This is a genomic window from Bacillus sp. FSL K6-1005 (assembly GCF_038000225.1).
Taxonomy (GTDB): domain Bacteria; phylum Bacillota; class Bacilli; order Bacillales; family Bacillaceae; genus Bacillus; species Bacillus mojavensis.
This window is the reverse complement of the sequence record NZ_JBBOBP010000001.1, coordinates 1,461,372-1,486,968: the sequence shown is the minus strand read 5'-3', so window position 1 is coordinate 1,486,968 and position 25,597 is coordinate 1,461,372. Positions and strand designations below refer to the sequence as shown.

Below are 25,597 nucleotides of genomic sequence, written 5' to 3'. Positions count from 1 at the left end.
AAAATGAAACCAATGATATGGATTGACCGTATAACATGACGATTACATAATGGAGGCAGACACATGGACGTTTTTTTAGGAATCGGTATTGCATTGGCTGGATATTTTATCGGAGAAGGATTAAAGCATATTAACAACCCAAAAGCTAACGGAAAAAATGACATCATGCTGATTAAAGAACGAGATATTCACTTTTACATCGGGCATTTTTTAGGCATAACCCAAGCGGAAGCGAAACACTTAGCGAAGGATCTCACAGACCTCCCTCATATTGAAATAAACGGAAAAAGATATGTGCAAAAACATATCTTAAGAGAATGGCTATTAACATTAGGAGAGGAACACCAAGCGAAAGATTAATACGAGTTTTTACAGGAGAGCGGTTCTTTCAGGCACCGCTCTTCCCCATTCAGCTGTCTTCCAGCCAGTAATAATTCTCAGCAGTATAGATTGGCCACCACCAAAACTTCGCTCCTCGGGAAAGGATAACCGGTCAAACCACAATTCAAATTCATGCACAACTTGATTGATTCTTCGTATGACTCAATACAGAAAGGGCTTTATTATTGTACAGGTAACAGCGATTAGTCCAATAAAACGAACTATGATGTTCAGTTTCCATAAAAATAAAAAGCAGGATCGGTAACCTGCTTTTCATGAATTTATTTATTTTCAGATTTTTCTTACAACCTGTTTTATTCAGGAAACTGCACATGCCCAGGAACTGTATATGACTTAGATGTTCCGTTTTCAGGAAGCTTTGGAATCGTGTCTTTTACAACTTTTCCGCGAATGTCAGTGATTCTGACTTTAAGAGAGCCCGTTCCTAAATTGGTGCTGAGGAAATGATTATAGTCCGTTTTCTCCATGTTGATCCACTTTCCATCTTTGTAGTATTCCATTTTCATAACGGGATACTTGTGATTTCTGACTTGAATTGCTGCCCACCACTGGCTGCTGCCTTCTTTAATCCGGTATGTGAAATTGCCAGTGATTGGCGCTTTGACCACACGCCATTTGATTTTAATTTTTCCATCTTTCATAGCACCGATTTTGCTGAATGCATTTGGTGAAAGATCAAGGGCTCCTGGGGCGCCCTCAGGATATAGATCGGTAACATAGACGACCGTCTTCCCCTTTGGCCCTTCCACTTCAAGATAAGAGCCGGCAAGAGCAGCTTTCACACCGCCGTAATTCAGGTCCTTTGGGTTAATTGCCGTAATCTCCATGTCGGATGGGATTGGGTCAAGAAGGAAAGCCCCTCCTGAATAGCCTGATCCGGTATAGGTTGCATAGCCTTCGTGCAAGTCGTTATAGGCTGCTGAAGCTTGCGGGCAAAAGCAAAGGATCATCAGCATAACTACGCTAATTACAGCACTCATCTTCTTTTTCATAGACATCCTCCTAATCCAAGCTTTAAATGAGAATCATTATCATTGTAATACTCATCAATGTGGATTAAAAGAGGACATAGATTCATAGATTCATAGATTGATTTATGTCTAATTCACTATTGTATATATAGCAAAGGGTGCACTTTATATGACAATGCAATCCTTATGTTCTGATGCACATATGAACCAAAATTCTTATTTCATTCATAGTGTATAAGCTCAAAAAATTCCCATCCCCGCTTCCACAAGCGGGAAAATTTTACTTTACTTTTTGCAACTTGATCAGAGCAGTAAGTATAATACCTAAAATGAGCACAATCGGAGCCCAAATAATGATGTAATGAAAATGCGGCTCTGCAAAAGCTACAATAATAGCCCCGACACAATATAATATGATAGCCAGCGCCCTTAACACAGCATCTCTTAAGAATGTTTTATTCTGTTTGGAGAAAAACAACCGGCCGGAAAGATCCTCTAAAAGAGAAGCCAATGTTCCGGTTAAAACAGTTGAAGAAATGCCTGCAATCCCCAGTCGTTTAGCTGCTATTGTTTGTATCCCCATGGCAATACTCAAAAGGATAATAAGGATGTACACGGGAACAAAAGCAGAAGATATTGAAAGACAAGCAAAAACAAATAAAATGAATGCCTCAATTGCCAGCGCTTTTGTTACAGGGGATGGCCAAAATGTTTTCTCTGCCTTTCCAACAATGATCGTGGAAACAATTACTCCCACGATAAAACCGATTAGCGCAGTTAAAGAATGAAAAACAGTGACTTGAAGAGATTTTCCGATCGCTAATCCCAATAAAACGATATTTCCCGTCATATTAGCAGTAAAGACGTGTCCTAGGCTTAAATAACCGATCACATCCACGATTCCCGCTGTTAAACAAAGAAGAGAAAGCAAAGTGTTTCGATATGCTGCAGCAGTCAATGGTGTATCAATCCTTTCGTGTGGTTCCAACTGTAACTCTTTTATTTGCATCAAAAAACATATAAAATCCCGGTTTTGATCAGGAATATAGACTCTATTCTTCCTTTTGTCCAACTGTAATAATAATCCATATGCAATTTATTTAAATTTGAAAGGAAGCTGAGTGGCTTTGAAACGATTTTCTTTATTATTTGCCATGTTAAGTTTATTATTGCTTCTCTTGCCTGAAAAAGCTTTAGGCGCCGTCGATTTTCCGAATACTTCGACGAATGGCATCTTAGGCTTTGCCGGAAATGCAAAAAATGAAAAAGGAGTCTCTAAAGCGAGCACAACCGGCGGAAAAAACGGTCAGATCGTCTATATCCAAAGTCTAAGTGATTTAAAAACCCATCTGAGCGGGTCAACACCTAAAATTTTAGTGCTTCAAAATGATCTAACCGCTTCCTCAAAAACAACGGTAACCATTGGTTCAAATAAAACACTGGTCGGTTCTTACGCTAAGAAAACGCTGAAAAATATTTATTTAACAACATCATCTTCATCTGGAAACGTCATCTTTCAAAATCTGACCTTTGAACACAGCCCGCAGATTAACGGAAATAACGATATTCAGCTTTATCTAGATTCAGGCTTCAACTACTGGATCGACCATGTGACATTTTCAGGACACAGCTATAGTGCTGGCGGAAGTGACCTGGACAAGCTGTTGTATATCGGTAAATCAGCTGATTATATCACCATCAGCAACTCAAAATTCGCAAATCATAAGTACGGTTTAATTTTAGGATATCCTGATGATTCCCAGCACCAATATGACGGCTATCCGCACATGACCATCGCCAACAACTATTTTGAGAATTTGTATGTAAGAGGCCCTGGGCTGATGAGGTATGGCTACTTTCATGTCAAAAACAATTACAGCAACAATTTTAACCAAGCGATTACCATCGCGACAAAGGCAAAAATATACTCTGAATACAATTATTTTGGAAAAGGCAGCGAAAAAGGAGGAATCCTTGATGACAAGGGCACCGGATACTTTAAGGATACAGGAAGCTATCCGTCCTTGAACAGGCAATCCTCTCCGTTGACAACATGGAATCCAGGCTCCAATTACAGTTACCGGGTTCAAACTCCGCAGTACACAAAAGAATTTGTCACAAAATATGCCGGATCACAAAGTACAACACTGGTTTTTGGCTATTGACACAAAGAGGGCTTGCGTAAAACGCCAAGTCTCTCTTTTAAGGCTATGTATTGTGTGTCTTGCTTGTGTCTAAAACTCACACATGCGCCATAATGTTGCTTGTTTCCTGAACAAGTTAAACATGCTCTCACGTACCAAATATTTTTTCACCAAAATGTTCATTCAATTTTCTTACATGAATACATGGACCTCTCAATTGCTTTTCTCATTATACAACAGGAGTCATTATTGATTCATCTCGAACAAAAAGAATCCATCTCCAAAATGGATTCTTTTATAATTCTATCATCTATAAACCAGGCCGCCATCAGTTAAAATAGCTTGACCGGTAATGTAATCTGCATCATCTGAAGCTAGAAATGAGACTAAATTGGCCACATCTTCAGGTGTTTGATATCTTTTGAGAGCAATGTCTGAAGAGAATTTTTCAAATGCTTCTCCTGGTTTGAAATCATCGCTATGTTTAACCATTTCTTCATCAATGCGATCCCACATTTTTGTTTTTGCAACACCAGGACAATATGCGTTTACTGTTATTTTATATGTGGCTAACTCTTTAGCAGCTGAATGAGTAAAAGATTTCACAGCATGCTTCGTCGCGGAATATGTTCCTAGCATTTCAAATGATTCGTGCCCTGCTATACTGCATGCGTTAATGATTTTGCCTTTTGTTTCTTGCTTAATGAATTGGTCGGCAGCTGCTTGAGTGCCAAACACAACGCCATTGACATTAACCTTGAACAATTGATTCAGTTGGTCTTCTGTTATTTCTAAAAATGGAGAAACTGCCTCAATGCCAGCATTGTTTACAAACACATCCAAACGACCAAAGGTATCTGCCGCTGCTTTAACTAAATTGAATTGGTCTTCACGCTTGGATACATCCCCTTTTATTCCGATAACATGAAAGCCATTTTCTTTGAAGTCTGAAACAGTTGCATGCAGCAGTTCCTCGTTAATGTCATGCAGAACGACACTAAAACCATCCTTGCACAACCTCTCTGCTATCCCTCTCCCTAAACCGCCTGCGGAACCAGTAACTATTGCTACCTTGGTCATAAAAATTCCCCTTTCCAAATGAGGTTTAGTGACGATATATTTATTTTAACAAATCAGTGTTTTTCCACATCGCTAAACTGCTGTTTCAAAAGAAAGCTTGTATTATATAGTTAATTCAAGTTGAAATCACTACAGGATTGATCCATAATACAGATTTATCTATATGACGTGTGTAAACATGACAACACCATTGGTAACGATATGTACACCGAGCTCTTATCCGTTTTCTTTAGTCATTATGCGCTGTACTACATTGTATTAGGAATACATTAAAGCGGTTCCCAAGAGCTATTATGTCATCGTTATGGTCATACTTCTCAATGTAGTTTCTCTTGCTTAACATACATACCATTGAATTTCGTATGGTGTAATGCCATTTTGGTCTTGATTCCAAAGAATGCGTGATGAAGTCGTTTTTTTAAATGATGAAGAGGAGCTCATCGACCTGGTTCACTTTTTCATCATTCAAATAGAGTTATCCCTATTCAATTCCTTTTTTTATTATCAGATTCTTAATGTTGGTTTTTATTATGTGGTGTTAAAGAGGAGAAAGTCCCCTCTTTTACACTTGTATTTCTCCATAACATAATCTGTCACATAACTCATAGTTACCGCCAGTTTGATACATGCAACGTTGATAACATCGTTGTGGATCATAAGAGATTGTTAGGTGTTGAGGCACATGATAGTTCAGATCGTAAGGCGTATACCAAACTGGATATTGTCTAAACACATCGAACCCTCCATTCGTTCCTCTGGTTTTACTGTATTGTATTTTGCCTCACAGCCAAATGCGTTTGTCCATACGAAATTAGGCTTTCTTTAAAAGAACGCCCCTTTTTGAAAGCAATTAAACACATTCCATTCTAGATAAAAGTCTTCTAATATTGTAATCTCAATCTCTTTCCTAATTATGTTAGAATAGATCAAAAAAGAAATCGTGGTGTATTTATGCTTGACTCAACTTTTCTCTTGATATTCATGTTTGTACTTTATATTTGTTTTATTCTTTATAGAATTATTAAGCGATTTATATATAAGAAAGAACGAATGGCCATTTATAAGCACCTTGTTATTTTTTGTTTATTTGTTTACTTCTTTGAACTGATAAGTGTTACAATATTTCCTTTACCTATAGATCGCGATTTAATTGCGAACTTGAGGAACGATTCCTATCATCCATTTTTGTATGGAAATAACTTTATCCCGTTTTGCTTCGTGGTAGATATTTATCATCTGGGTTTGCAGTTTTATGTGATAAGATCTCTTGGTGGAAATCTAATTTTACTGCTGCCAGTTGGCTTATTGTTCCCTCTTTTATTTGACAAGTTAAGGAACCTAAAACGAATTTTATTAACTGGTTTTTTTATCTCATTGTTTATAGAACTAACGCAACTTTCGATTTCTATGTATTTAGGAAATTCTTATAGAAGTTTTGACGTTGATGATTTAATCCTTAATACGTCAGGTACTGCGCTAGGATACGGGCTGTTTTGTATTCTTCCGTCGTTATATAAAAAAATCCGATTCTTTCATAAACATTGAATCACTTTCTAATGAAGACATGTAACTCCCTCAAGCACAAAATATGATCGAAAAGGTGTCAATTAATTGTTCAATCAAAAACCATCACTAGCACGAGAAATGATGTTTATTGGAAGATCGCAAGTGAAAGGATATAATTAACATAACTAATCATTTTAAGGTGATACGAAAATGGACAGTATAATGAAATCTCATTTTGAACATCTAGAAGCAAAGGACAAAAATCTGCAATTAGAAGCCTTTCAGCATATTATTAACGCCACAAAAGAGAAAGTAGACTGGGCTTATGAAGTGTGGGACCAATTAATAGGATGGCTGACCGATCCGGATAACCACAGGCGAGCGAGAGCAGCACAGTTTCTTGCTGGTTTAGCAATCAGTGATCCGGATAAACGGATGCTGCGCGACTTTCCAACATTATGGGAAGTGACCAAGGATTCAAAATTTGTAACTGCTCGGCATAGTTTACAATCAATTTGGAAGGTTGGCTTAGCTGGGCCAAAACAAAAAGAAATGGTGCTTACTCATATTATTGATCGCTTTAAAAATGGAATAAACGAAAAACATTATACATTGATTCGCTACGATATGATTGTAGGATTAAAAAAATTATACGATGAAGACAAAGATGAGTACATTAGGGAAATAGCAATGGAATTGATTGAGCTCGAGAAAGATAGCAAATATCGAAAGAAATATTTGTCAGCCTGGAAATAACCCTTTTATGCAATGTTCTGCAAACGTTAAAACAGCACTACGTCTTCGTGTGAGTGCTGTTTTTCATGCTATATTTATTACTCTTCAAATTGTTATATATGGTTTGGAGAGCTTTTTATGAAATGATCATACGTGGGGGATGCCAACTGTTATAACCTTTTGAATTTTTTAATTGTTGCTTTTGGAGGATCAGATTCTTTAAGAGTGTTGAACCACACCTTCATTTTTTTACCTGTCACAAGGTCTTCTTTGTTTTCAATTTGACTTAATCCCAATATCACAACATGACTTTTATATTTTTTTATTAGTCTATCTTGAGACAATTGAAAGTCTTCTTTATCAGGAGTATGTTTGCCCTCAAGAAATATGGCTGACTTTTCATCCTTAATAAGGATAAAACCAACAAGGTTCTGCATCTTTGGCGTTTTTATTTTATTTTCTTCCTTATCATTGCAGCCTGAAATAAAAGCAAAGAACGCTAAGACCAGTATCGCGATTTTATGCATTTTTCTCTCCCTTTTTGGTGTATATCTTTATAATAACGTGACACAAAAGTGCTGCACCCATCACGACAGGACAAATTTATAGATTTGCAGAACAGATGTACACGGTAAACTCCCTTCAATTCAGCTTTACATTTCCGTTACACATCATTCCCTAGTGCCTGCACACAAAAAACAATTGAATATTTAGTACATGGTACAATATGATAAATTAACTATTTAGTTGACCAATAGACTCATGATCATTCTGTTTTCATGCTTTTTAGTATTAACAGGAATCGTAGCTCTTATCATTATAGAAGGACAGGTATTCATTAAAAACCACGATTTCTTTAACGGCTGGGAGATCACAGCAGTGATTATTTTATTTGCAGTCCCTTTGATATCTGGTACTGTTTGCTTTAGATTGCTTTACGAGCATTTAAAAGAAATGTAAGCGTCTTATGTACAGGGAAGGAGCTAAACTTGCATGTTTTTATTTTACTTGGATAAAAACATGCCTCTATCCTGACATGTACTTATCAATCAGATGTTTTTGAAAGCAAACCTATATGTTGGACGTTTCATCCCTAAACCTAAACTCGCCATTGCAGATTTATCTTTTATACCATGGTTTCTCTTGTAATCTCATTTGATCTGTATGTTTCTCCTTACCAGTCTTCCACTCCACCTTAACAACTACATCATGTCCGATTACTTCATCTTCAGGCATAAAATCAAACGTAGCAATGTGGTCTTCCATTTGTCCTCCGCCTGGCATTTCTTCACCTGTGTACTCTGATAAATCATAATTCTCTCTGTCATCATACTTTTTACCATCTATGTATAATGTAATTTTTTCAACAATGGTTCTTTTCGCTTCTTTCTTATTCCCCTGCCAATATAAATTCAAGAAGTAATTAGGTCCAATCGAAGTTTTATCTGATTTTTCAATGGTAGAAACCCACAATCCGTTCCTGCTGCTTCCCTCATATTTCACTTTGTCTCCTGCTATCATAGCAAAGAACGTTACTAAACAAATCAATAATGGAGCTGTAATGATTAGTACTTTTTTGATTTTATGCTTGCTTCTCATGTTTTCCCTCGCTTTCTTCATTTTAATTAGTAGAATAAATGATCAAAATGTTACTTGAAAATGAAAAAGAGCTGCTGTTCAAGCAGCCCAATAATTATCTTTTCAAATTTTGCAGCTATATTAGACTTTCTTGGTGGTTCTCAGCTCATATGATTCGCAACGCAGCTATATCTGCCTTAAGACTGATCAGGTGTTGATTATCTGCGTATTAACCCAAATGGAAACAACATTCAAACAGCTTTAATGCTCAAGCTCCTATGTAGGTCACTATATTGCCTAATTAACCTCTTCTAACTGAATGTAAAGGTTTGTTTTAATTGTCGTCCTTCTTTTCCTTTTTGTGTCCAAATAATAACAACCTCTAATTCAGATGCCTTTTCAGCCACCATAAAATGTGTAAACTTCAGCGGGGTACCATCGTTTAAACTTTCGGCTAAGCTTATTAAATCCTCCTTCTGTCTCACACAATTTTCGTTGGGACAGCCAAAAAGTGAAAACCTCGTGGTTGAATCAGGATCATTTCTATACAATTGTACATCTACTGTAGCTGCGGCTTCCCCTATGTTTTGGATGTCCATTGAATAGACGTTATATTCCCCCTTTTTTGGACTCGCTAATTCCTTTGCATTTTTTGCTTCGGTTATCTCGACTGACCATTGCTCTGTTTTTTGTTTAATTGGCAACTCTGTAAATGTCAGGGCTTGAGTCTTTGTTTGAACAAAAATCAATGCAAATATTAAAACACATAAGGAAAGTAAGTGCTTCTTCACTTCGTATCTCCTTCTTTCTTTTTCATTAGCTTCCCCAATATAGGTGTCCGCTATGACGTATAATAAAAAGCCCTCATTGATTGAGAGGGCTTCAATTACAATTGAAATGCTATTTCATTTCATTAATCTGTGTGAATCTAAGCAGGACTTTCTGCAACATAGCAATATAATAGCTATGTATATGGTTTAGATTCAATACAATTGAAACAAGCTTGTTTCTTTGTCGATCGAAGCAGCCTTTTGAAATGCCGCCTTTAGAGATTTCGCATTTGTCATTTGTTCATATATGAATGTGAGGACGAAAATAAGCGAAGCGTTTCCATCTATATAGTCGCCAGGGGCTATGTAAGAAGAGCTTTTGCATTGTCTAAACGCTTCTGCAAGCCTTTTGTCACCTAATGTGCATCCAGTTGCTAACACATGCACCCCTCGTAAATCTGCATACGCCCGAACTTCTTCAGGACCGAAATAACATGAAAGCGGCTCGTTTTTTTCATAAACGTCTTGTCCCAATTCCGGCAATATAAATTTTCCATCTTCTCCATGAAAACTTAAAATCATATAGTCGGTTTCTCCCCGGTTCTCGCCCGAAAGCACGCTAACTAAATCATTAGGTCGTCCAACCCAATGCATGTGTACTTTTGCACCATAATATTCAAGTGCGGAACGTAATGCAAATGATTCTAACTCACAATGTGGCCCTGCCACTAAAGTAATGCGCATGCTTGACTGACTCAAATCAAATAGCCTCCCCAAAGGTATTAGTGACCTACATTCTAGCTTCAGGCAAATTAAAATGTGATATCAAAAGGTTCCGTTATTTATTTCCCAACCGAAAAGAACTTCAACAAATCATCATTAAAATCTTTTTGTTTGAGCAGATTAGGGCATGCCATATGCACATCCAATGTTATCCCATCATTTCCTTAGCCAATACGAATGGTGGCCTTCAGACGTAATCGTTGACTTAAAAAAGTGCTTTCTCCCACAATTCCATATCCAATATTTCTCGTACTTCATTAGGAGACTTCTGATGCAGAATTGCTTTCTTAATTAACCTAATCGAGTTTACAATATCATTTTAGTACAGATATCACGCTTCATGAATTGATTTTTCAGAGTCATAATGCCCATCTATTGAACGGAAATGCTCTTCTAGTTCCTCAAGTGTTCGTCCCTTAGTTTCCGGCATGAATTTGTATACAAAACCGATTGCCAATATACCCAAAGCGACAAATATAAAGAAAGTAAAGGATAAGCCTGCTGAGCTAAGCATGATTGGAAAAGCAAAACCGATGATAAAGTTTAAAATCCAAAGGAAAAATACACTGATGCCAGTACCAAGCCCCCTTAATCGCTGCGGGAATATTTCTGCAATGACCAGCCATGTTACTGGTCCGACACAGCCCTGCATAAAGGCTAGAAATAAAACGGTCAAAGATAGCACGATATACGGGAGTGCTGCTGATCCATCAAGCACGATTGAGAATATGGCAATGAATAAAAGCGCTGTGGTCGTTCCTGATAAACCAATCATCAATATCGGGCGCCGGTTTACCCTGCCAACCAGCCAAATGCCGATGATAACGGCAATGACTGATATCAATCCATTCCCAATATTAGCGATTAAAGCTGCCTTTGTACCAAAACCGGACTCTTGCAGGATTTGAGTGCCGTAATACATAATTGAATTGACACCTGTGATTTGATTAACGATGGCAACACCGATTCCAATCAATAAAAGACGGCGCAGCCACGGTGTAGTAAACTCTTTGATCGATGCCTTCTCTACATTTGAATCTTTAACTGCCGCTGCTTGTATTTCCTTAAATTCTGCTTCTGCCCTTTTCTCGTCACGTATGAGTTTAAGGACGCGCAGCGCCTCGCTTTTTTTACCTTTAGAAGTTAGCCACCGCGGGCTCTCCGGAACCATGAGCATACTTGCAAATAAAATGAGAGCCGGTATGGCACAAAGGATAAGCATGTATCTCCAAACATGCCCTGTATCAGCCATTGCAACACCAAGAATCGCGTTAAAAACGTAGGCTAAAAATTGCCCGCCGACGATCATCAGTTCATTTTGCGTTACCATACGCCCTCTTTTCTCATACGGCGCCATTTCTGCTAAAAAAGCCGGTACCATTGAAGATGCCCCACCGACAGCCAGTCCCAGAAAAAACCGAAAGATAACCATCGTTAAAACATTCGGCGCAAATGCTGTTCCAAGCGATGCCAGAAAGAATAAAAAGGATAGATTAAGGATCATTTTACGTCGGCCATAGCGGTCAGCCAATTTGCCGCACAGCAATGCACCAAACGCTGCTCCTAATAGAAGCATACTTGTAACCAGCCCTTCTGTGACCGGTGTTAAGTTAAGTTGATCAGATCTTGCCATAAAAGGTAAGGCTCCATTTATAACTCCAGTGTCATATCCAAAGAGAAGCCCGCCAAATGTTGCTGAGATCATTATCAACTGTAAAAACGACCTGGGATTTCGTTGTTCTTTCATACCCTTTCCCCACCTTTATTAAGAATGCTTTATATGTTTTTCATTCTTGTCAACCGAATATGCTGAATTCACCCTTGCTCTCTTAAAAGAGCAATACTCATTTCAGCCAGGTTTTTTATTTCCCGAGACCTTGTCAATCTGAAGATTAAAAAAACTCAATGCGGTGAACGAGGCTTTTCGCAAGAACAAACTTAATTGAAATCGCTTTCATTCATTTCGTGAGAAACATATCCACTTTATTGTTATTTCCTTGTTATATGTTTGTTACATCCTAGTTAGGTTTGATATTATCATAATTTTAAAAGTGCTTTCAGTCAATTATAAAACTTCTGAGTTTTTAGCAATCGTAGAATTTCCCAGATAAAACGCCTATTCATGGTTACGTTTTTGAAATCTTGTTGTGATATTTGAATATTGATTAAGAGTTTGTACTCAAATATAAACGTGTTAAGAAAAATACTTTCACAATAAATGGCGATATCATTATAATGAATGATGGTTGATTGAGATAGAAACAGAAGAAGGGGAAATCGAATTGAAGAAAGCAATGGTATGCTTTAGTCTATTAGCTTTGAGTTTTTCGTTGGCAGCCTGCGGATTAAATGATACTGCTGAAAAAAGCAATTCAGATCTTAAACAGCCAGTTGCCAAGAATTCTCAACCTGAAGCAAAAAAAGGCTTGGTGGATGCTGTGTTAGAAAGGCCTGTTGACGGAGATACGATCAAAGTTAGCTATAACGGCAATATTGACACAGTTCGCTACTTGCTCATTGATACTCCAGAGACTAAAAAGCCAAATTCATGTGTTCAGCCATATGGCGAGGATGCATCTAAACGAAACAAAGAATTGGTTAGTGGCAGCAAGCTGCAATTAGAATTTGATAAAGGAGAGCGCAGAGATAAATTCGGAAGGCTGTTAGCTTACGTTTATGTCGATGGCAAGTCTGTTCAAGAAACACTGTTAAAAGAAGGATTAGCCAGAGTAGCATATGTTTATGAGCCAAATACGAAATACATAGACCAGTTTAGAAAAGATGAACAGGAGGCACAAACGAAAAAACGTTCTATTTGGAGTAAAAACGGTTATGTGAATGCCAGAGGATTTAAAGGCTGTGTTAAGCAGCACTCCACTGAAAAACACAAGTGAAAAAAGGATATAGTTCGTGATAGACACCCTTTTGAATGAATATAATGCAATAAATCAAAAAAGAGGGTGCCTCACATAAATGAATGCTCCACTAAAGAACGAAGACATGATTGCGATTATTAGAAATGGTCTTAACTCATCACAATACCCAAAGCACATTATTATCGTTGGCGCCGGGTTGGCTGGGCTTGTTTCTGCATCTTTACTGAAGAACGCAGGACATAATGTGACGATTCTGGAAGCGAGTGATAGAGTCGGGGGCAGAGTTTGCACGTTGCGATCTCCCTTCAGTGCCGGGCTGTATTTCAATGTTGGACCAATGCGCATTCCGGAGATCCATACTCTAACCTGGGAATATATAAAAAAATTCAGCCTGCCAACCAATGTATTTTTGAACAGAACTCCAATGGACATCATTTACGCCAATGGCATTCAAACACGTCTTCATCATTTTGAAAGCAATCCGGGTATCTTAAGATACCCAGTTGCAGAAATTGAACAAGGAAAAACGGCCGAAGAGCTGATGCTTTCTGTATTGCAGCCTATCCTCAATTTTATTTCTGTAGATCCCGCGAGAAATTGGCGGGTTGTTGAAGCACAGTACAGGAACCATTCGTTAGCCTCTTACTTGAATACTTATTTTTCAAACGGTGCAATCGATATGATCGGCGTACTGTTGGATATGGAAGCATATATGGGTATGTCCCTTGTTGAAGTGTTACGGGAATCCATCTTCTATACGTCGCCAACTCGCTTCTATGAAATAACAGGCGGCATGGACCGGCTTCCTCAAGCATTTCTTCCCCAATTAAAAGAACATATTGTCTTCCATCATAAAATGGTGAAAATAACTCAAAATCAAAACAATGTTACGATCAACTGCATTCATCAACAGACAGCAAACCATTTGGAAGTGACAGGCGATCTCGCTATCATAACCATCCCATTTTCAACATTGCGTTTTGTCCAAGTCGAACCATATGATTCATTTTCTTATTATAAACGGCGGGCCATTCGTGAACTCAACTATATTGCCGCAACAAAAATCGGAATAGAGTTTAAGAGTCGTTTTTGGGAAAAAGCTGGGCAGCGCGGCGGCAAATCGATCACTGATCTTCCGATAAGATTTTCATATTATCCCAGCATTGACATTGGCTCGAATGGTCATGCTGTTATTGTAGCGAGTTACACATGGGCGGATGAGGCGCTGATATGGGACAGTCTTTCAGAGGGGGAGCGCCTCCGCTATACTTTAATGAATTTATCAGAAATATATGGTGATATAGTGTGGTCAGAGTTTGTGACCGGCGCTTCTTTTAGCTGGACCCTCAACCCTTATTCAGCCGGAGGGTTCACAGCTTTTGAACCAGGACAGGAATTACAGCTGTATCCATATATCCCTACCCCTGAAGGGAAAATACATTTCGCTGGAGAACATGCCTCACTTACTCATGGATGGATGCAAGGAGCGATTGAATCCGGAATACGAACGGCGTATGGAGTGAATCGTATCACTTAAATCCTCCGTTTTTTATATTCCTTTTTGATGACGGACATTGATGTTGTTGAATACTAGAGAAACAGCAATTAGGATAGTATAGCTAATTTAAAAAAACCCTTCACATGACTGTGAGGGGTTTTTTGTGCGTAGACAATACTTCCGATTTGATCGTAAATCAAGAGTTTGAACGGTTACCAAATCAGGATGATTTATTGCTTACCGCCAATAGTCAGTACATTCGTAGTTACATTAGCACTGCCATTACTTTGATATCCCTCTACCGTAAGCGCGGTTTCATACATTTTACCCATTGGCATTCCTAAGCTTTCCCACTTCTTGAAGTGTTCGCTGACAGATACGGTTCCGCTCGTGCGTTTTGTCTGTCGGACACTCCAATATTGTTTAAAAGTCGCGATGCCTATAATGGAGGGTTGGTTGATTCGAGTGGTCTCATAAATGTCATATGTCCCTCCATCAACAGTAAAAGTACCCTTTGGTATTCCGGTCGGTCTATAGGTGCCCCAATTATCGACGATATAATATTCTACGAGTGGATCTTTCGTCCATCCATAAACACATAGATAAGAATTCCCTCCAGGATTGAAGGTTGCGTTGTAACGAATTGATATGTTTCCAAGTTGTGAGTGAGTCTTGGTTGTATCGAATTTCTTGCCTTTTCTAAATAAAGCATTTCCAATGTTACTCCACTGGGCACTAAACGCGCCGCCGCTATTGAGCGTCATACTGGTGTTCCCATAATCCTTCCACAATTCATAGTCATAGCCATCTTGGGAGCCAGTTTGATTTGAGGTGATTGTAGTTGCCGCCTGTGCGGACCATGCAGGTAATGTCAGCACTAGACTAAATAAAACCACTAAAAAAAACTTCATTCTTTTTTGTTTCATTTGGTATACCTCCTGTTTGATTAGATTGTATTTGAGTCTTACCGTAATGTTTGTTCTCACCACCTTTCAAAAGAAAGCAGCCTAGTAGCTATAATATTCTTCCTGCTATGCTATCCCCCTAAAAATTTAGCTTGGTAATGTAATAGCTTTGTGTTATTTGATTATCAATAGAATTGCATTAAAGATTATTTGATACCGCTTTCAATTTTGTTAACAGATATATAAACCCAACTTCTATGATGCAGCTGTAGTTATGTGATTAAAGGGGCTTATGATCATGATGCGTCGTTAATTGTTCTTTCATTGATCTCCTGGAAAATATAAACGCTTACCGGCCCTCACTAATCATTAGTTTGTTCGAAAGCCCTTCAAAGCTGTATTGAGATCCTTAGTGTGAGTGTAAATTTTCTTATATAAATCGAATAGCGTTTTATATTGTTGAACATTCTGTTCCTTGGGATAAAATGTAGAAGCCTTGTGAATAAACTGCTCTGCACATTCTTCAAGGGATTCAAACCACCCACTTCCAAAGGCAGCTAGCATAGCAGCCCCCATGGCTGGGCCTTGTTCATTTTCTAACTTAATCACGCTCGCATTGAAAATATCAGCTTGCATTTGCAGCCACGTTTCATTTTTAGCTCCCCCACCAATAGAAATAACAGTATTTACTGATTTTCCCGCTTCGCGGAATAGCTCAATTGATTCATGTAAAGAGAATGTGATGCCTTCCATTATTGCCCTCAAAAAATGCTCTCTTTTGTGGGCTCCATCCATTCCGATCAAGCTTCCCCGAATAGAAGAATCAGCATGTGGCGTTCTTTCACCAACCAAATAAGGAGTGTATAGCAGTCCATTGGCTCCTATCGGAATAGATTCCACTCCCTGCAATAATTGCTCAAACGATTCGTTTGGTGCAAACGTTCTTTTAAACCAGTCCAAGCTGTACCCTGCAGCGAGTGTGACTCCCATTGTATAAAAAGAATCCTTTTTTCCATGATTAAAAAAGTGCACTTTCCCTTTAAAGTCTCTTTCTTTGTCTTCTTCGTGGGAAAGTATGACCCCTGACGTCCCAATACTGCATAGTGTTTTTTCGGAAGAAAGAATACCCGCTCCAATAGCACCGCAAGCATTATCAGCTCCCCCGGCGTATACTTTTGTTTTTTCCAATAGCCCTGTCTCCGCCGCAACGTGCGGAAGCAGCGATCCTACACAATCATGAGATTCAACAAGCGGAGGACAAATATCTGCAGAAATACCAAATCGATTGCAAATATCAACGCTCCACTCCTTGCGAGTAATATGTAAAAGCAGCGTTCCTGCTGCATCGGAGTATTCGGTGTGAATGGCACCAGTCATACGAAATCTCACATAGTCTTTCGGAAGCAAAAAAACAGCTGTTCTTTTAAAAAGTTCAGGCTCATGTTCCTTCACCCATAAAATTTTAGGTAATGTAAACCCTTCTAAAACTCGGTTTTTTGTGATATCAAGCAGATAATCGCCAAAATTCTCAGTCATCGAAATACATTGAGGTGTCGTTCTGGTGTCATTCCAAAGAATTGCATGACGCAACACCTTTAAGTCTTGGTCAAGCAGGACTAACCCATGCATTTGTCCTGAATAGCTTATCCCGTCAATATCCTTGGCTTGAACGTTGGATATGGAAACCAATTCAGCCAATGCATCAATTGTTTGCTGCACCCAGTCTTCGGGATTTTGCTCACTATACCCTGCCTTCTCTTGAATGAGCGGATAACTCTTCGACGTTTCTGCACAAACCTTACCGTTTTGATTGACTAAAATCGTTTTAACAGCACTCGTTCCAATATCTACTCCAATGACATACTTCATTTTTTCACCCCTTACCCTTATAAAAAATCCATTCACTCAAAATAAAACCCAATTATAGAAAGTACCCGTCATAACAATAAGCAAAAGGTAAGAAATCATGACGGGCAGCCTCAGGTAACTTGGGTATCATACCTTTTTATCGTGATTCTCTTTATCTGTTATACTTCTAAAATGTATTGGTTCAATATAGCTTTTAATCGCTCTTGTCTTCCTGATTCGTTTTGAATTGATTTATTATTAAGCGCATATTGCTCAAGAGTATGGAAATTAGCTCTTCCTTCTGTAATTTCAAGACCAATTCCTTCAGTAAAGCTGCGATAACGATGTTGAATCACATCATCAAACACACGATCTTCGATCAATTTATGGGCTACTCTCAATCCTCTTGCAAATGCATCCATCCCCGCAACATGGGAATATATTAGATCATCAGGCTCAAAAGAAGATCTTCTAACCTTCGCGTCGAAGTTTAATCCGCCGCGTCCAAGGCCGCCATTTTGCAGGATTTCGTACATTGCTAATGTCGTAGAATATAAATCTGTCGGAAATTCATCTGTATCCCAGCCTAAAAGAGGATCACCCTGATTCGCGTCAACAGAGCCAAGAAGACCGTGTACTCTTGCCATCCGTAATTCATGTTCAAAAGTATGCCCGGCTAATGTGGCATGATTGGCTTCGAGATTTAATTTAAAATGATTGTCTAAGCCATATTGCTTTAAAAAGGCAATGGTTGTTGCTGCATCTGTATCATATTGATGAGTGGTCGGCTCTTTTGGTTTTGGTTCAATCAAAAACTGTCCTGTATATCCGATTTCCTTCGCATAATCCACTGCCATATGCATAAATCTCGCCAAATTATCAAGCTCCAATTTTAAATCGGTATTTAACAATGTGTCATATCCTTCACGGCCGCCCCAAAATACATAGTTCTCGGCGCCAAGCTCTTTTGCTGTTTCTAACCCTTTTTTTACTTGTGCTGCAGCATACGCAAACACATCTGCATTGCAGGAAGTTGCGGCACCATGGACAAAACGGGGATTCGTAAACATGTTTGCAGTATTCCATAATAGCTTAACGTTGCTATTGCTCATGTAATCTTTAATCATGCCCACGATGATATCTAAATTTTGATTCGTTTCTTTTAACGTATTTCCTTCTGGCGCAACATCTCGGTCATGAAAAGCAAAAAATGGTGCATCCAGTTTTTCAAACATCTCAAAAGCTGCTTCTACTCTCGCCTTCGCCAGATCCATTCCTTTATAGTGATCCCATGGTCTTTGCATCGTAGCTGCCCCAAAAACGTCTGTGCCGTCAGCGGTAAATGTGTGCCAATAGGCAATAGAAAAACGCAAATGCTCTTTCATCGTTTTTCCGCCGATTACTTCTTCAGAATTATAATATTTAAATGCTAAAGGATTAGTGGAATCTTTCCCTTCGTAAACCACTTTGTTTACGCTTCCAAAATAGTTGACTGAACTAGAATGAGTTTGAGCCATCTTATTTCCCCCTTAAAAATAAATTCAAAACATGATCATACAATTCAGCATTTTTATTTCATAAAGTAAGTAAGTTGCATATTAGTTTGTTGCCCAAACAAACTAACTTATTTTAATTTTATATAACCTCATCAGTATTTTCAATATTTTTTTAAGTTTTTCATGAACACATTAGATATAATAAAGGTAAATTAGCTATGTACTATGTCTCATACTGAAACCGAAAACATGTAACTTAATATAAAGTTTATACAATTGGAGTGGATGAAGTGGATATCGCTGATCAAACCTTTGTCAAAAAAGTAAATCAAAAGCTATTATTAAAAGAAATTCTTAAGAATTCACCTATTTCAAGAGCAAAATTATCTGAAATGACTGGATTAAATAAATCAACTGTTTCATCACAGGTAAACACCCTGATGAAAGAAAATCTTGTATTTGAAATCGGTCAAGGACAATCAAGTGGCGGAAGAAGACCTGTCATGCTTGTTTTTAATAAAAAGGCGGGATACTCCATAGGAATAGATGTTGGTGTGGATTATATTAATGGCATTTTAACAGACCTTGAAGGAACGATCGTTCTTGATCAACACCACCATTTGGAAACGGATTCTCCAGAAATAACCAAAGATGTTTTAATTGATATGATTCATCACTTTATTACGCATATGCCACAATCTCCGTACAGGCTTATAGGTATAGGCATATGCGTGCCTGGACTAGTTGATAAAAATCAAAAAATTGTTTTCACTCCGAACTCCAACTGGAGAGATATTGACTTAAAGTCTTTCATACAAGAGAAGTTCAATGTGCCCGTTTTTATTGAAAATGAGGCAAATGCCGGCGCATATGGAGAAAAAGTATTTGGTGCTGCAAAAAATCACGATAACATTATATATGCAAGTATCAGTACAGGGATAGGGATTGGTGTTATTATCAATAATGATTTATATAGAGGGATAAGCGGATTCTCCGGAGAAATGGGACATATGACAATAGACTTTAATGGTCCTAAATGCAGTTGCGGAAACCGGGGTTGCTGGGAATTGTATGCTTCAGAGAAGGCTTTATTAAAATCTCTTCAGACTAAAGAGAAAAAAGTGTCCTATCAAGAGATCATAGACCTCGCCCATCTGAATGATATCGGCACTTTAAATGCATTACAGTCTTTTGGATTTTATTTAGGAGTAGGCCTTACCAATATTCTAAATACATTCAATCCACAAGCCATCATTTTAAGAAACAGCATAATTGAATCGCATCCTATGGTACTAAATTCAATTAGAAGCGAAGTGTCGTCCAGGGTTTATTCCCAATTAGGCAATAGCTATGAATTATTGCCTTCTTTCTTAGGAAAAAATGCGCCAGCATTAGGAATGTCCTCCATTGTTATTGATCATTTTCTAGATATGATTACAATGTAATTTATGATTAAAATGTCAAATCCCTATGTTCTAGCTCATCTTTAGATGAGCTCTTTTGTTTTGTTATTTTAAAGCTGAATAGGAGTATTTCTGAAGGCATATTTGCATATGACACCCTCTAATATGAAAAAAGGAGTTCTCAAATAGAAGTCTCCTTTTTTCATGCAAAAATTATTTTTCTTTATAGCGAAAATATCTAAAGTCGGCCGGAATATGATTACCACTGGTATCTTGACATTGCATCCCTACAAAGGCTCCTGTGAAGAACCCTCCCCCACGGATGTAGTCATCAGATAATTTTTTCGATTCCAATGCAATGTCAATTTTGAGCCAATCTTCGTTGTTAAAAGAATAGAAATAATAATACTTTTCCTTTTCAATATTTACTCTTAAATATACATACTTTACTTCACGAGGAATAGTAATTTTATTTTTTAATGGTTGAGAAAAAGAAAAGTTATCACATATTGTTAATTCAAGAATACGGCCAAGTTCTTCATCATGCGTAACTTGAAGAGCCGTCCAGTTCTCAGTATTGTAATAGTTCACCAATCCAGCGGCTTGTTGAAAATTCTCCGGGTAAAACTCTACAGCAGTTTCCGCTTCAAAATGGAGACTTTGCCAACGTCTGGCTACAAATGCCTGAGTAAATGTCGAGGTTAATGATTCATGACCGTATAATCGTAAATGATTTGGCACCTGAGTCAATGAACCTAATTCATTCGTAAAAGGAATCCTTAAAGTTTGAAAATTTATATTTAATGTTGAATCCTCAAATTCATCAACTTCCGGGTACGTTGCTTCGAACATTGTTTCGGGTATAGAAGGTGCTTCTACCTCCAAGCTTCCTTCTTTTCCACCTACTACATAAGGCCATTCATCTTTCCAATAGAGTTTTTGAATAGCAGTTTCTCTGCCTAAAGGACAATATCCTCTCTGCTGATAAATTGAATCATGGTCAGGATGAATAGGACGTCCCGTTAAATGAGCCAAATACCACTCACCTGTATGTGTTTGAACAATGGATGCATGACCACATTTTTGCAATGGATTTCCAGGGTCATGCCATGACGTTAAGATTGGATTATCGGGATGAACTTCATATGGACCCTCTATATTTGTAGAGCGGGCCATTGTTGCAGCGTGTTCAAACCGTGTTCCTCCTTCTGCAGTTAATAAATAATAATAGTTCCCAATATGATAAAGGTGCGGAGCTTCTGTTAGTTTTCTATCGGTTCCTTTAAAAATAACTTTCGGCTTACCAATTAATTTTTTCTCCTCATCAGAATATTCCTGTATAACAATTCCTCCAAATGAATGCCGGTCAATACGCTGATCCCATAACATATTTAATAAATATTTTTTTCCATCCGTATCATGGAACAAAGAAGCATCAAATCCTGAGCTATTTAATTTGATTGGGTCCCCCCAATCACCATTAACCGTTTCACAAGTAACTAAATAATTATGACAATCTTTCCAAGCGCCCTCTACTACCTTAACATCCGTATAGATTAGCCAAAACTTTCCGTCACTATAACTTAAACATGGCGCCCAAACCCCGCCTGAATTAGGGTTTCCTTTCATGTCTAATTGTGAAACTCTCTGTAACGGATGTGCGACTAAACGCCAATTCACTAAATCTTTTGAATGGTGTATCTGGACACCTGGAAACCACTCAAATGTAGAGACAGCGATATAATAATCCTCTCCTACCTTACAAATACTTGGATCGGGATTGAATCCTTTAAGTACTGGATTAATAATCTTCATTTGAACTCCTCCTCAGCCATTTTCTTTTATTTAAGCCTTGAATTCCTCGATATTATCCAAATAAACTTTATCTCTATTCTCTAATTCTCGTACCATTTTTTTGTATTTCTCTTCATCTAAATTATAGAAATTAATATCAATCATGGCTAGAACCAGCAAGAATACTGGAATGATAGTTGCTGTAATTAAAATTCCCGTTAATGCCTCCGGGGTTTGTGTTTGATTTGCCACGTATCCAAACTTATCTAGAACCAATCCAGGAACAATCCCTCCCAGTGCCATACCGAATTTAAAGAAAAATCCGATAATAGCATAAATGAGCCCACCCATTCTTTTCCCAGTCCTATACTCTCCATATTCTATTGTTTCAGGAATGAGCGCCCACATATATCCCCCGGCGGTGATACTTCCAGCAGCAGCAATTAATCGAAAGAAGAGGATAAGATATACATTACTTGACGGAACAAATAATAAAGCTAAGAGGCCGATAATATTCAGTAATAATGCATAGTTTAGTAGTTTTTTCTTCCCCAAGAATTTGTGAAGCCTTGGAATAAACGGTAAAATGACCAAAGCAGGCAAACTTCCAATCAAACCGTACCACTTCACTAAATCCTCTCTTCCTAAGTTATATGTTACGTAATAGATGCCAACTGAATTACTTATTGAATTCACTCCAAAAATAATAATAAAGAAAATGCTTAATACAACAAGTGGACGATTCACATGAAATTGCTCAAATATATCCGATAATTTAATTTTCTCCTCAGACTTTTGAAGAGTGACACGCTCTTTTGTGCTTTTAAAACAAAAGATTAAAAGGCACCCACCTATCATTCCCAAAATACCCATGGTTAGCTGCCAGCCAAGAGATTCGTTGCCGGAAGTATCGCTTAAATAAGCAGCCAATAAGGGAACAAAAAATGCAACGACAAGTCCCCCAAGATTCGCAAATAACATACGAACAGATGTTATACTAACAACTTCTTGATTATTTCTGGTCATTGCAGAAGTTAACGCGCCATATGGAACGTTTATTGTTGTGTATGTAAGCGACAAGCCAACATAGGTCATATAGGCATATATTAATTTCCCCATATCTGAGAAATCTGGAGTTGTAAAACAGAGTATTGCAAGTACTACAAATGGGAAAGCTCCAAATAAAAGATACGGTCGAAAGCGTCCAAATTTGCTATTTGTTCTGTCTACTATTGTTCCAATAAAAGGATCAGCGAGAGCGTCAATGATTCTAACTACTAAGAACATGGTGCCGGCTGCTGCAGCCGATAAACCAAATACATCGGTGTAGAAGAACAAAAGATAGGTAGACACCGTTGCATAAATTAAATTACATGCAAAATCTCCAGAAGCATAACCAACTTTTTCAGTCATGCTAATCTTCCTTAAATTTTCACTGATCATGACTTTTCCTCCCTTTTCGATCCTTAAATAAGGAACAGTATGAAATGGTTTAAAAATTTCTCAATCACATCGGCTGGAAAGTGCTTTATTAAAGCGCTTTCAAATAATCACAAAGTGGTTTAATTTCAAAGAGCATTTTTCATCGTACAAAATGGTCTGTATCAGCAAGCAATAAATTCATTTTTTCGTAATATCTCGTATACTCGGGAAAGAATTTAAAGATTCATTCTTTTGTGTTATATATTGTTTAGCTCCAATTGGATCGAGCCTCTTATTCCCCCCCTTTATACTTAGTTTTCTTATGAAACTAAACAAGCACCTTTCATTAGTTTGTTGATTGGACAAACTAACTTGACTTCATATTATATAATCCTATTCACTTTTTCAATGCTTTTTCAGAAAATTTAAATCACCCTGCAGCAAATGGTGATGATCGCCTTCTTTTTTTATACACTCAGTTTCTCAAATATCCTGATGATTCTCTTCAAAAAAACCTGACAAAGTAATGATCGTACCTCATACCATTTTGTTTAATATCTAAGAAGCCTGTAAAATTTTGAATCTAAACCTCACTTTGAATAAAAATATTATTTTATTCCTGCAATTTTCCATGGTAGCCCTAAAAAAAGCAGTCTATTCAGATCTGCTCCTTTACGTTCTCTTCTTTTAACTTTTTGTTTAGCTTGAAACTAATGAAGACATTGATAATCGCAGCTGGAACATATAAAATTCCTGATCCCATTATTCCTAACGCAGTACTTGAACCTACTATAAAAGCCTGTATTTCTGTATTTCTTGACTTCAAACTAAGTAACACTAGAATACCCGCTAATACCCCTATAAACCGAGCAATGCCTGGAATAAAGAAATCGGTTAGGATTCCAAATATTTGTCCAATCATTGATAACACAATTCCCATAAAACTGGATAACACAACTAATATTTTGATGGCTTTTCACCCCTTTTTAAATCCGTTTCCATTATTAAACCGCTTTTGATACAGGTCTACAAGTATAGCAGCCCACTCTACAAACCCTCTCAGCTGCCATGCTTTTTGACTCACCATCCTCTTTCCACTCTATTCCTATACAAATAAATACTCCTTACCCTCAACAAAGGCGATTAGTTTTATTCAAAAGCCTCTGTAAAGAGCGGTGTATTCTTACTTGAATGCCGGAGATGTGGAATGGAAAAGAGCATTTAACTTAATACTCTTTAAGAATCTCACAGTCCATTTCCATAAACTTATATCATTTACTTTTCCTGTTTAAGTTCTTTCTTTTTATTCCTTTTGTAACCTGCATAAGAGCCGCCAAAAATAGCTATAAACATGGCAATCCAAATAAAAATGTTCAAGTTAAATCCCCCAATTTTAAATAAAACACTTCTTTTATCATGACCCCTTTGCCTCTCCCACTAAAAGCTCATATCGTGTTATGGTTTAACAAAACTTCCTAGGAGTGGTTCTTTGCTTAAAGCTTCAAAAATTTTGATCTCATGTGTAGCTTTAATCCTATGCGTGTATTCCTTATATCATCAAAGTGCATTCCTCTTGTTTTCTCTCCAAGTATTGGTTGCACTTCTCTTTGTTTTAATGGGAGTGGAGACACTTTCAAAGAAACAAACAAGGTCTGCGTATTTGTTGTTCGGATCAGCGGCTTTTATACTTGTTGTGAACGTTGTGAAATACATGATTTAAATTGTAGATAAACTACTTCTGCAGGCATATGGAATCCCAGAACCAATAAATTAACGCAGCAGCAATGCTCATTATGTAATAATGTAAGCTCCTGAACACTGTAAAAGCACTAGGCGGATAATCAATAAACAAGAACACGAACACAGCTAAAAAAGCTACTGCCAGTATAAATTAAAAAATGGATCAAACTGAACTTTCTGGGATTTCTTCTTAGTAATAATTGTAAAGGAAAAGCAAATATTAAGTAAGTGATAAAAGAGTAGAATGCAATGATACCTATTGTGATTAATGCGATCGCCATAAAATCTGAATAAACAAACATATACAAGCCAAAGACTAGACCATATGACAAACTTGAGAATACCAGCGTATAAACATAACTGTTTAACGTCTTTTGATTGAGGCTCAAATCAGCACCCCCTACCATGTATCCTTTTTAACCGTTATTGAATTGTTCAACATCTTCATCGATTTTCACGTCATTAGGGTCATTAATAATTTCAATAGTTGCTTCAGATAACAATGAAATTAATTCTTCCGTATATTTCGAGAAGATGGTGAATTTATCTGAGTATTCTATGTATTGAGCAAACAACTATTAAAGTTTAAAAAAGATCGGCAGATGCATGAACATCTAACCGATCGGCAATAGTATAGCTTCCTCTA

The 25,597-nt window shown here is 37.6% G+C and carries 23 protein-coding genes and 1 pseudogene; 9 read left to right on the top strand and 15 right to left on the bottom strand.

From position 1 onward, the window contains the following. Positions 1–63 precede the first annotated feature (63 nt). Positions 64–360, top strand: a complete 297-nt coding sequence (locus NST16_RS07930; protein WP_168748001.1) for a hypothetical protein — start codon at positions 64–66, stop codon at positions 358–360. 335 nt (positions 361–695) lie between these two features. On the opposite strand, the gene NST16_RS07925 is transcribed toward NST16_RS07930, so the two are convergent. Together NST16_RS07925 and NST16_RS07920 are read right to left on the bottom strand one after the other, a co-directional pair. Then, a complete protein-coding gene (locus tag NST16_RS07925) occupies positions 696–1,394 on the bottom strand; it encodes an expansin EXLX1 family cellulose-binding protein (protein WP_229147329.1) in 699 nt (232 codons plus the stop codon). A 259-nt stretch (positions 1,395–1,653) separates the two neighbouring features. After that, a complete protein-coding gene (locus NST16_RS07920) occupies positions 1,654–2,331 on the bottom strand; it encodes a YoaK family protein (RefSeq protein WP_268472582.1) in 678 nt (225 codons plus the stop codon). 196 nt (positions 2,332–2,527) lie between these two features. On the opposite strand from NST16_RS07920, the gene NST16_RS07915 reads away from it, so the two are divergent. Next, complete coding sequence (locus tag NST16_RS07915) at positions 2,528–3,538, top strand: polysaccharide lyase family 1 protein (RefSeq protein WP_411803617.1); 1,011 nt, start codon at positions 2,528–2,530, stop codon at positions 3,536–3,538. Positions 3,539–3,823: 285 nt separating this feature from the next. On the opposite strand, the gene NST16_RS07910 is transcribed toward NST16_RS07915, so the two are convergent. Next, on the bottom strand, positions 3,824–4,597 hold the full coding sequence (locus NST16_RS07910; protein ID WP_268449671.1) for an acetoin reductase: 774 nt from the start codon (positions 4,595–4,597) through the stop codon (positions 3,824–3,826). Positions 4,598–5,548: 951 nt separating this feature from the next. On the opposite strand from NST16_RS07910, the gene NST16_RS07905 reads away from it, so the two are divergent. Both NST16_RS07905 and NST16_RS07900 read left to right on the top strand, forming a co-directional pair. After that, a complete protein-coding gene (locus NST16_RS07905) occupies positions 5,549–6,142 on the top strand; it encodes a VanZ family protein (protein ID WP_340885461.1) in 594 nt (197 codons plus the stop codon). A gap of 171 nt (positions 6,143–6,313) precedes the next feature. Further along, on the top strand, positions 6,314–6,859 hold the full coding sequence (locus tag NST16_RS07900) for a hypothetical protein (RefSeq protein WP_340885458.1): 546 nt from the start codon (positions 6,314–6,316) through the stop codon (positions 6,857–6,859). A gap of 149 nt (positions 6,860–7,008) precedes the next feature. On the opposite strand, the gene NST16_RS07895 is transcribed toward NST16_RS07900, so the two are convergent. Next, on the bottom strand, positions 7,009–7,365 hold the full coding sequence (locus NST16_RS07895) for a DUF3221 domain-containing protein (protein WP_340885453.1): 357 nt from the start codon (positions 7,363–7,365) through the stop codon (positions 7,009–7,011). Between the two features lie 235 nt (positions 7,366–7,600). Here NST16_RS07895 and NST16_RS07890 point away from each other — a divergent pair, with 235 nt between their 5' ends. After that, on the top strand, positions 7,601–7,798 hold the full coding sequence (locus tag NST16_RS07890) for a YoqO family protein (RefSeq protein WP_340885450.1): 198 nt from the start codon (positions 7,601–7,603) through the stop codon (positions 7,796–7,798). 159 nt (positions 7,799–7,957) lie between these two features. On the opposite strand, the gene NST16_RS07885 is transcribed toward NST16_RS07890, so the two are convergent. The 4 genes from NST16_RS07885 to NST16_RS07870 all read right to left on the bottom strand — a co-directional run bounded on the left by NST16_RS07885 (position 7,958) and on the right by NST16_RS07870 (position 11,716). Further along, a complete protein-coding gene (locus NST16_RS07885; protein ID WP_326197491.1) occupies positions 7,958–8,437 on the bottom strand; it encodes a DUF4944 domain-containing protein in 480 nt (159 codons plus the stop codon). A 290-nt stretch (positions 8,438–8,727) separates the two neighbouring features. Further along, positions 8,728–9,207 (bottom strand): hypothetical protein, encoded by a 480-nt coding sequence (locus tag NST16_RS07880; RefSeq protein WP_268447411.1) that lies wholly within the window; start codon positions 9,205–9,207, stop codon positions 8,728–8,730. 192 nt (positions 9,208–9,399) lie between these two features. After that, complete coding sequence (locus tag NST16_RS07875; protein WP_268449688.1) at positions 9,400–9,945, bottom strand: delta-aminolevulinic acid dehydratase; 546 nt, start codon at positions 9,943–9,945, stop codon at positions 9,400–9,402. Positions 9,946–10,300: 355 nt separating this feature from the next. Then, on the bottom strand, positions 10,301–11,716 hold the full coding sequence (locus NST16_RS07870) for a sugar porter family MFS transporter (protein WP_340885439.1): 1,416 nt from the start codon (positions 11,714–11,716) through the stop codon (positions 10,301–10,303). 535 nt (positions 11,717–12,251) lie between these two features. Between NST16_RS07870 and NST16_RS07865 the strand changes: the two genes are divergently transcribed. Both NST16_RS07865 and NST16_RS07860 read left to right on the top strand, forming a co-directional pair. After that, positions 12,252–12,863, top strand: a complete 612-nt coding sequence (locus NST16_RS07865) for a thermonuclease family protein (protein ID WP_340885436.1) — start codon at positions 12,252–12,254, stop codon at positions 12,861–12,863. Between the two features lie 79 nt (positions 12,864–12,942). Then, positions 12,943–14,382, top strand: coding sequence for a flavin monoamine oxidase family protein (locus NST16_RS07860; protein WP_340885433.1), 1,440 nt, complete (start codon positions 12,943–12,945; stop codon positions 14,380–14,382). 191 nt (positions 14,383–14,573) lie between these two features. Here the strand turns inward: NST16_RS07860 and NST16_RS07855 are convergent, their stop codons facing one another. From NST16_RS07855 to xylA, 3 genes are all read right to left on the bottom strand, one after another. Then, positions 14,574–15,269: a glycoside hydrolase family 11 protein gene (locus tag NST16_RS07855; RefSeq protein WP_340885430.1), complete on the bottom strand. Its 696-nt coding sequence runs from the start codon at positions 15,267–15,269 to the stop codon at positions 14,574–14,576. A gap of 348 nt (positions 15,270–15,617) precedes the next feature. Further along, positions 15,618–17,117, bottom strand: coding sequence for a xylulokinase (gene xylB, locus NST16_RS07850; protein ID WP_340885427.1), 1,500 nt, complete (start codon positions 17,115–17,117; stop codon positions 15,618–15,620). Between the two features lie 158 nt (positions 17,118–17,275). Then, a complete protein-coding gene (xylA, locus tag NST16_RS07845; protein WP_326197496.1) occupies positions 17,276–18,613 on the bottom strand; it encodes a xylose isomerase in 1,338 nt (445 codons plus the stop codon). 269 nt (positions 18,614–18,882) lie between these two features. Here xylA and xylR point away from each other — a divergent pair, with 269 nt between their 5' ends. After that, entirely contained in the window at positions 18,883–20,037 is a 1,155-nt protein-coding gene (gene xylR / locus NST16_RS07840; RefSeq protein ID WP_340885421.1) for a transcriptional repressor XylR, read from the top strand. Positions 20,038–20,208: 171 nt separating this feature from the next. Here xylR and xynB read toward each other — a convergent pair whose 3' ends face one another. From xynB to NST16_RS07825, 3 genes are all read right to left on the bottom strand, one after another. Next, positions 20,209–21,810 carry a xylan 1,4-beta-xylosidase gene (gene xynB, locus NST16_RS07835; protein WP_340885418.1) on the bottom strand — a complete coding sequence of 534 codons (1,602 nt, stop codon included), beginning with the start codon at positions 21,808–21,810 and terminating at the stop codon, positions 20,209–20,211. A 30-nt stretch (positions 21,811–21,840) separates the two neighbouring features. Further along, complete coding sequence (locus NST16_RS07830; protein ID WP_340885415.1) at positions 21,841–23,232, bottom strand: MFS transporter; 1,392 nt, start codon at positions 23,230–23,232, stop codon at positions 21,841–21,843. Between the two features lie 637 nt (positions 23,233–23,869). Next, positions 23,870–24,133 carry a hypothetical protein gene (locus NST16_RS07825; RefSeq protein ID WP_010334507.1) on the bottom strand — a complete coding sequence of 88 codons (264 nt, stop codon included), beginning with the start codon at positions 24,131–24,133 and terminating at the stop codon, positions 23,870–23,872. 567 nt (positions 24,134–24,700) lie between these two features. Here NST16_RS07825 and NST16_RS07820 point away from each other — a divergent pair. After that, complete coding sequence (locus NST16_RS07820; protein ID WP_061573089.1) at positions 24,701–24,931, top strand: hypothetical protein; 231 nt, start codon at positions 24,701–24,703, stop codon at positions 24,929–24,931. A gap of 12 nt (positions 24,932–24,943) precedes the next feature. Here NST16_RS07820 and NST16_RS07815 read toward each other — a convergent pair. Beyond that, a pseudogene (locus tag NST16_RS07815) lies at positions 24,944–25,340 on the bottom strand (UPF0715 family protein). Positions 25,341–25,597 lie beyond the last annotated feature (257 nt).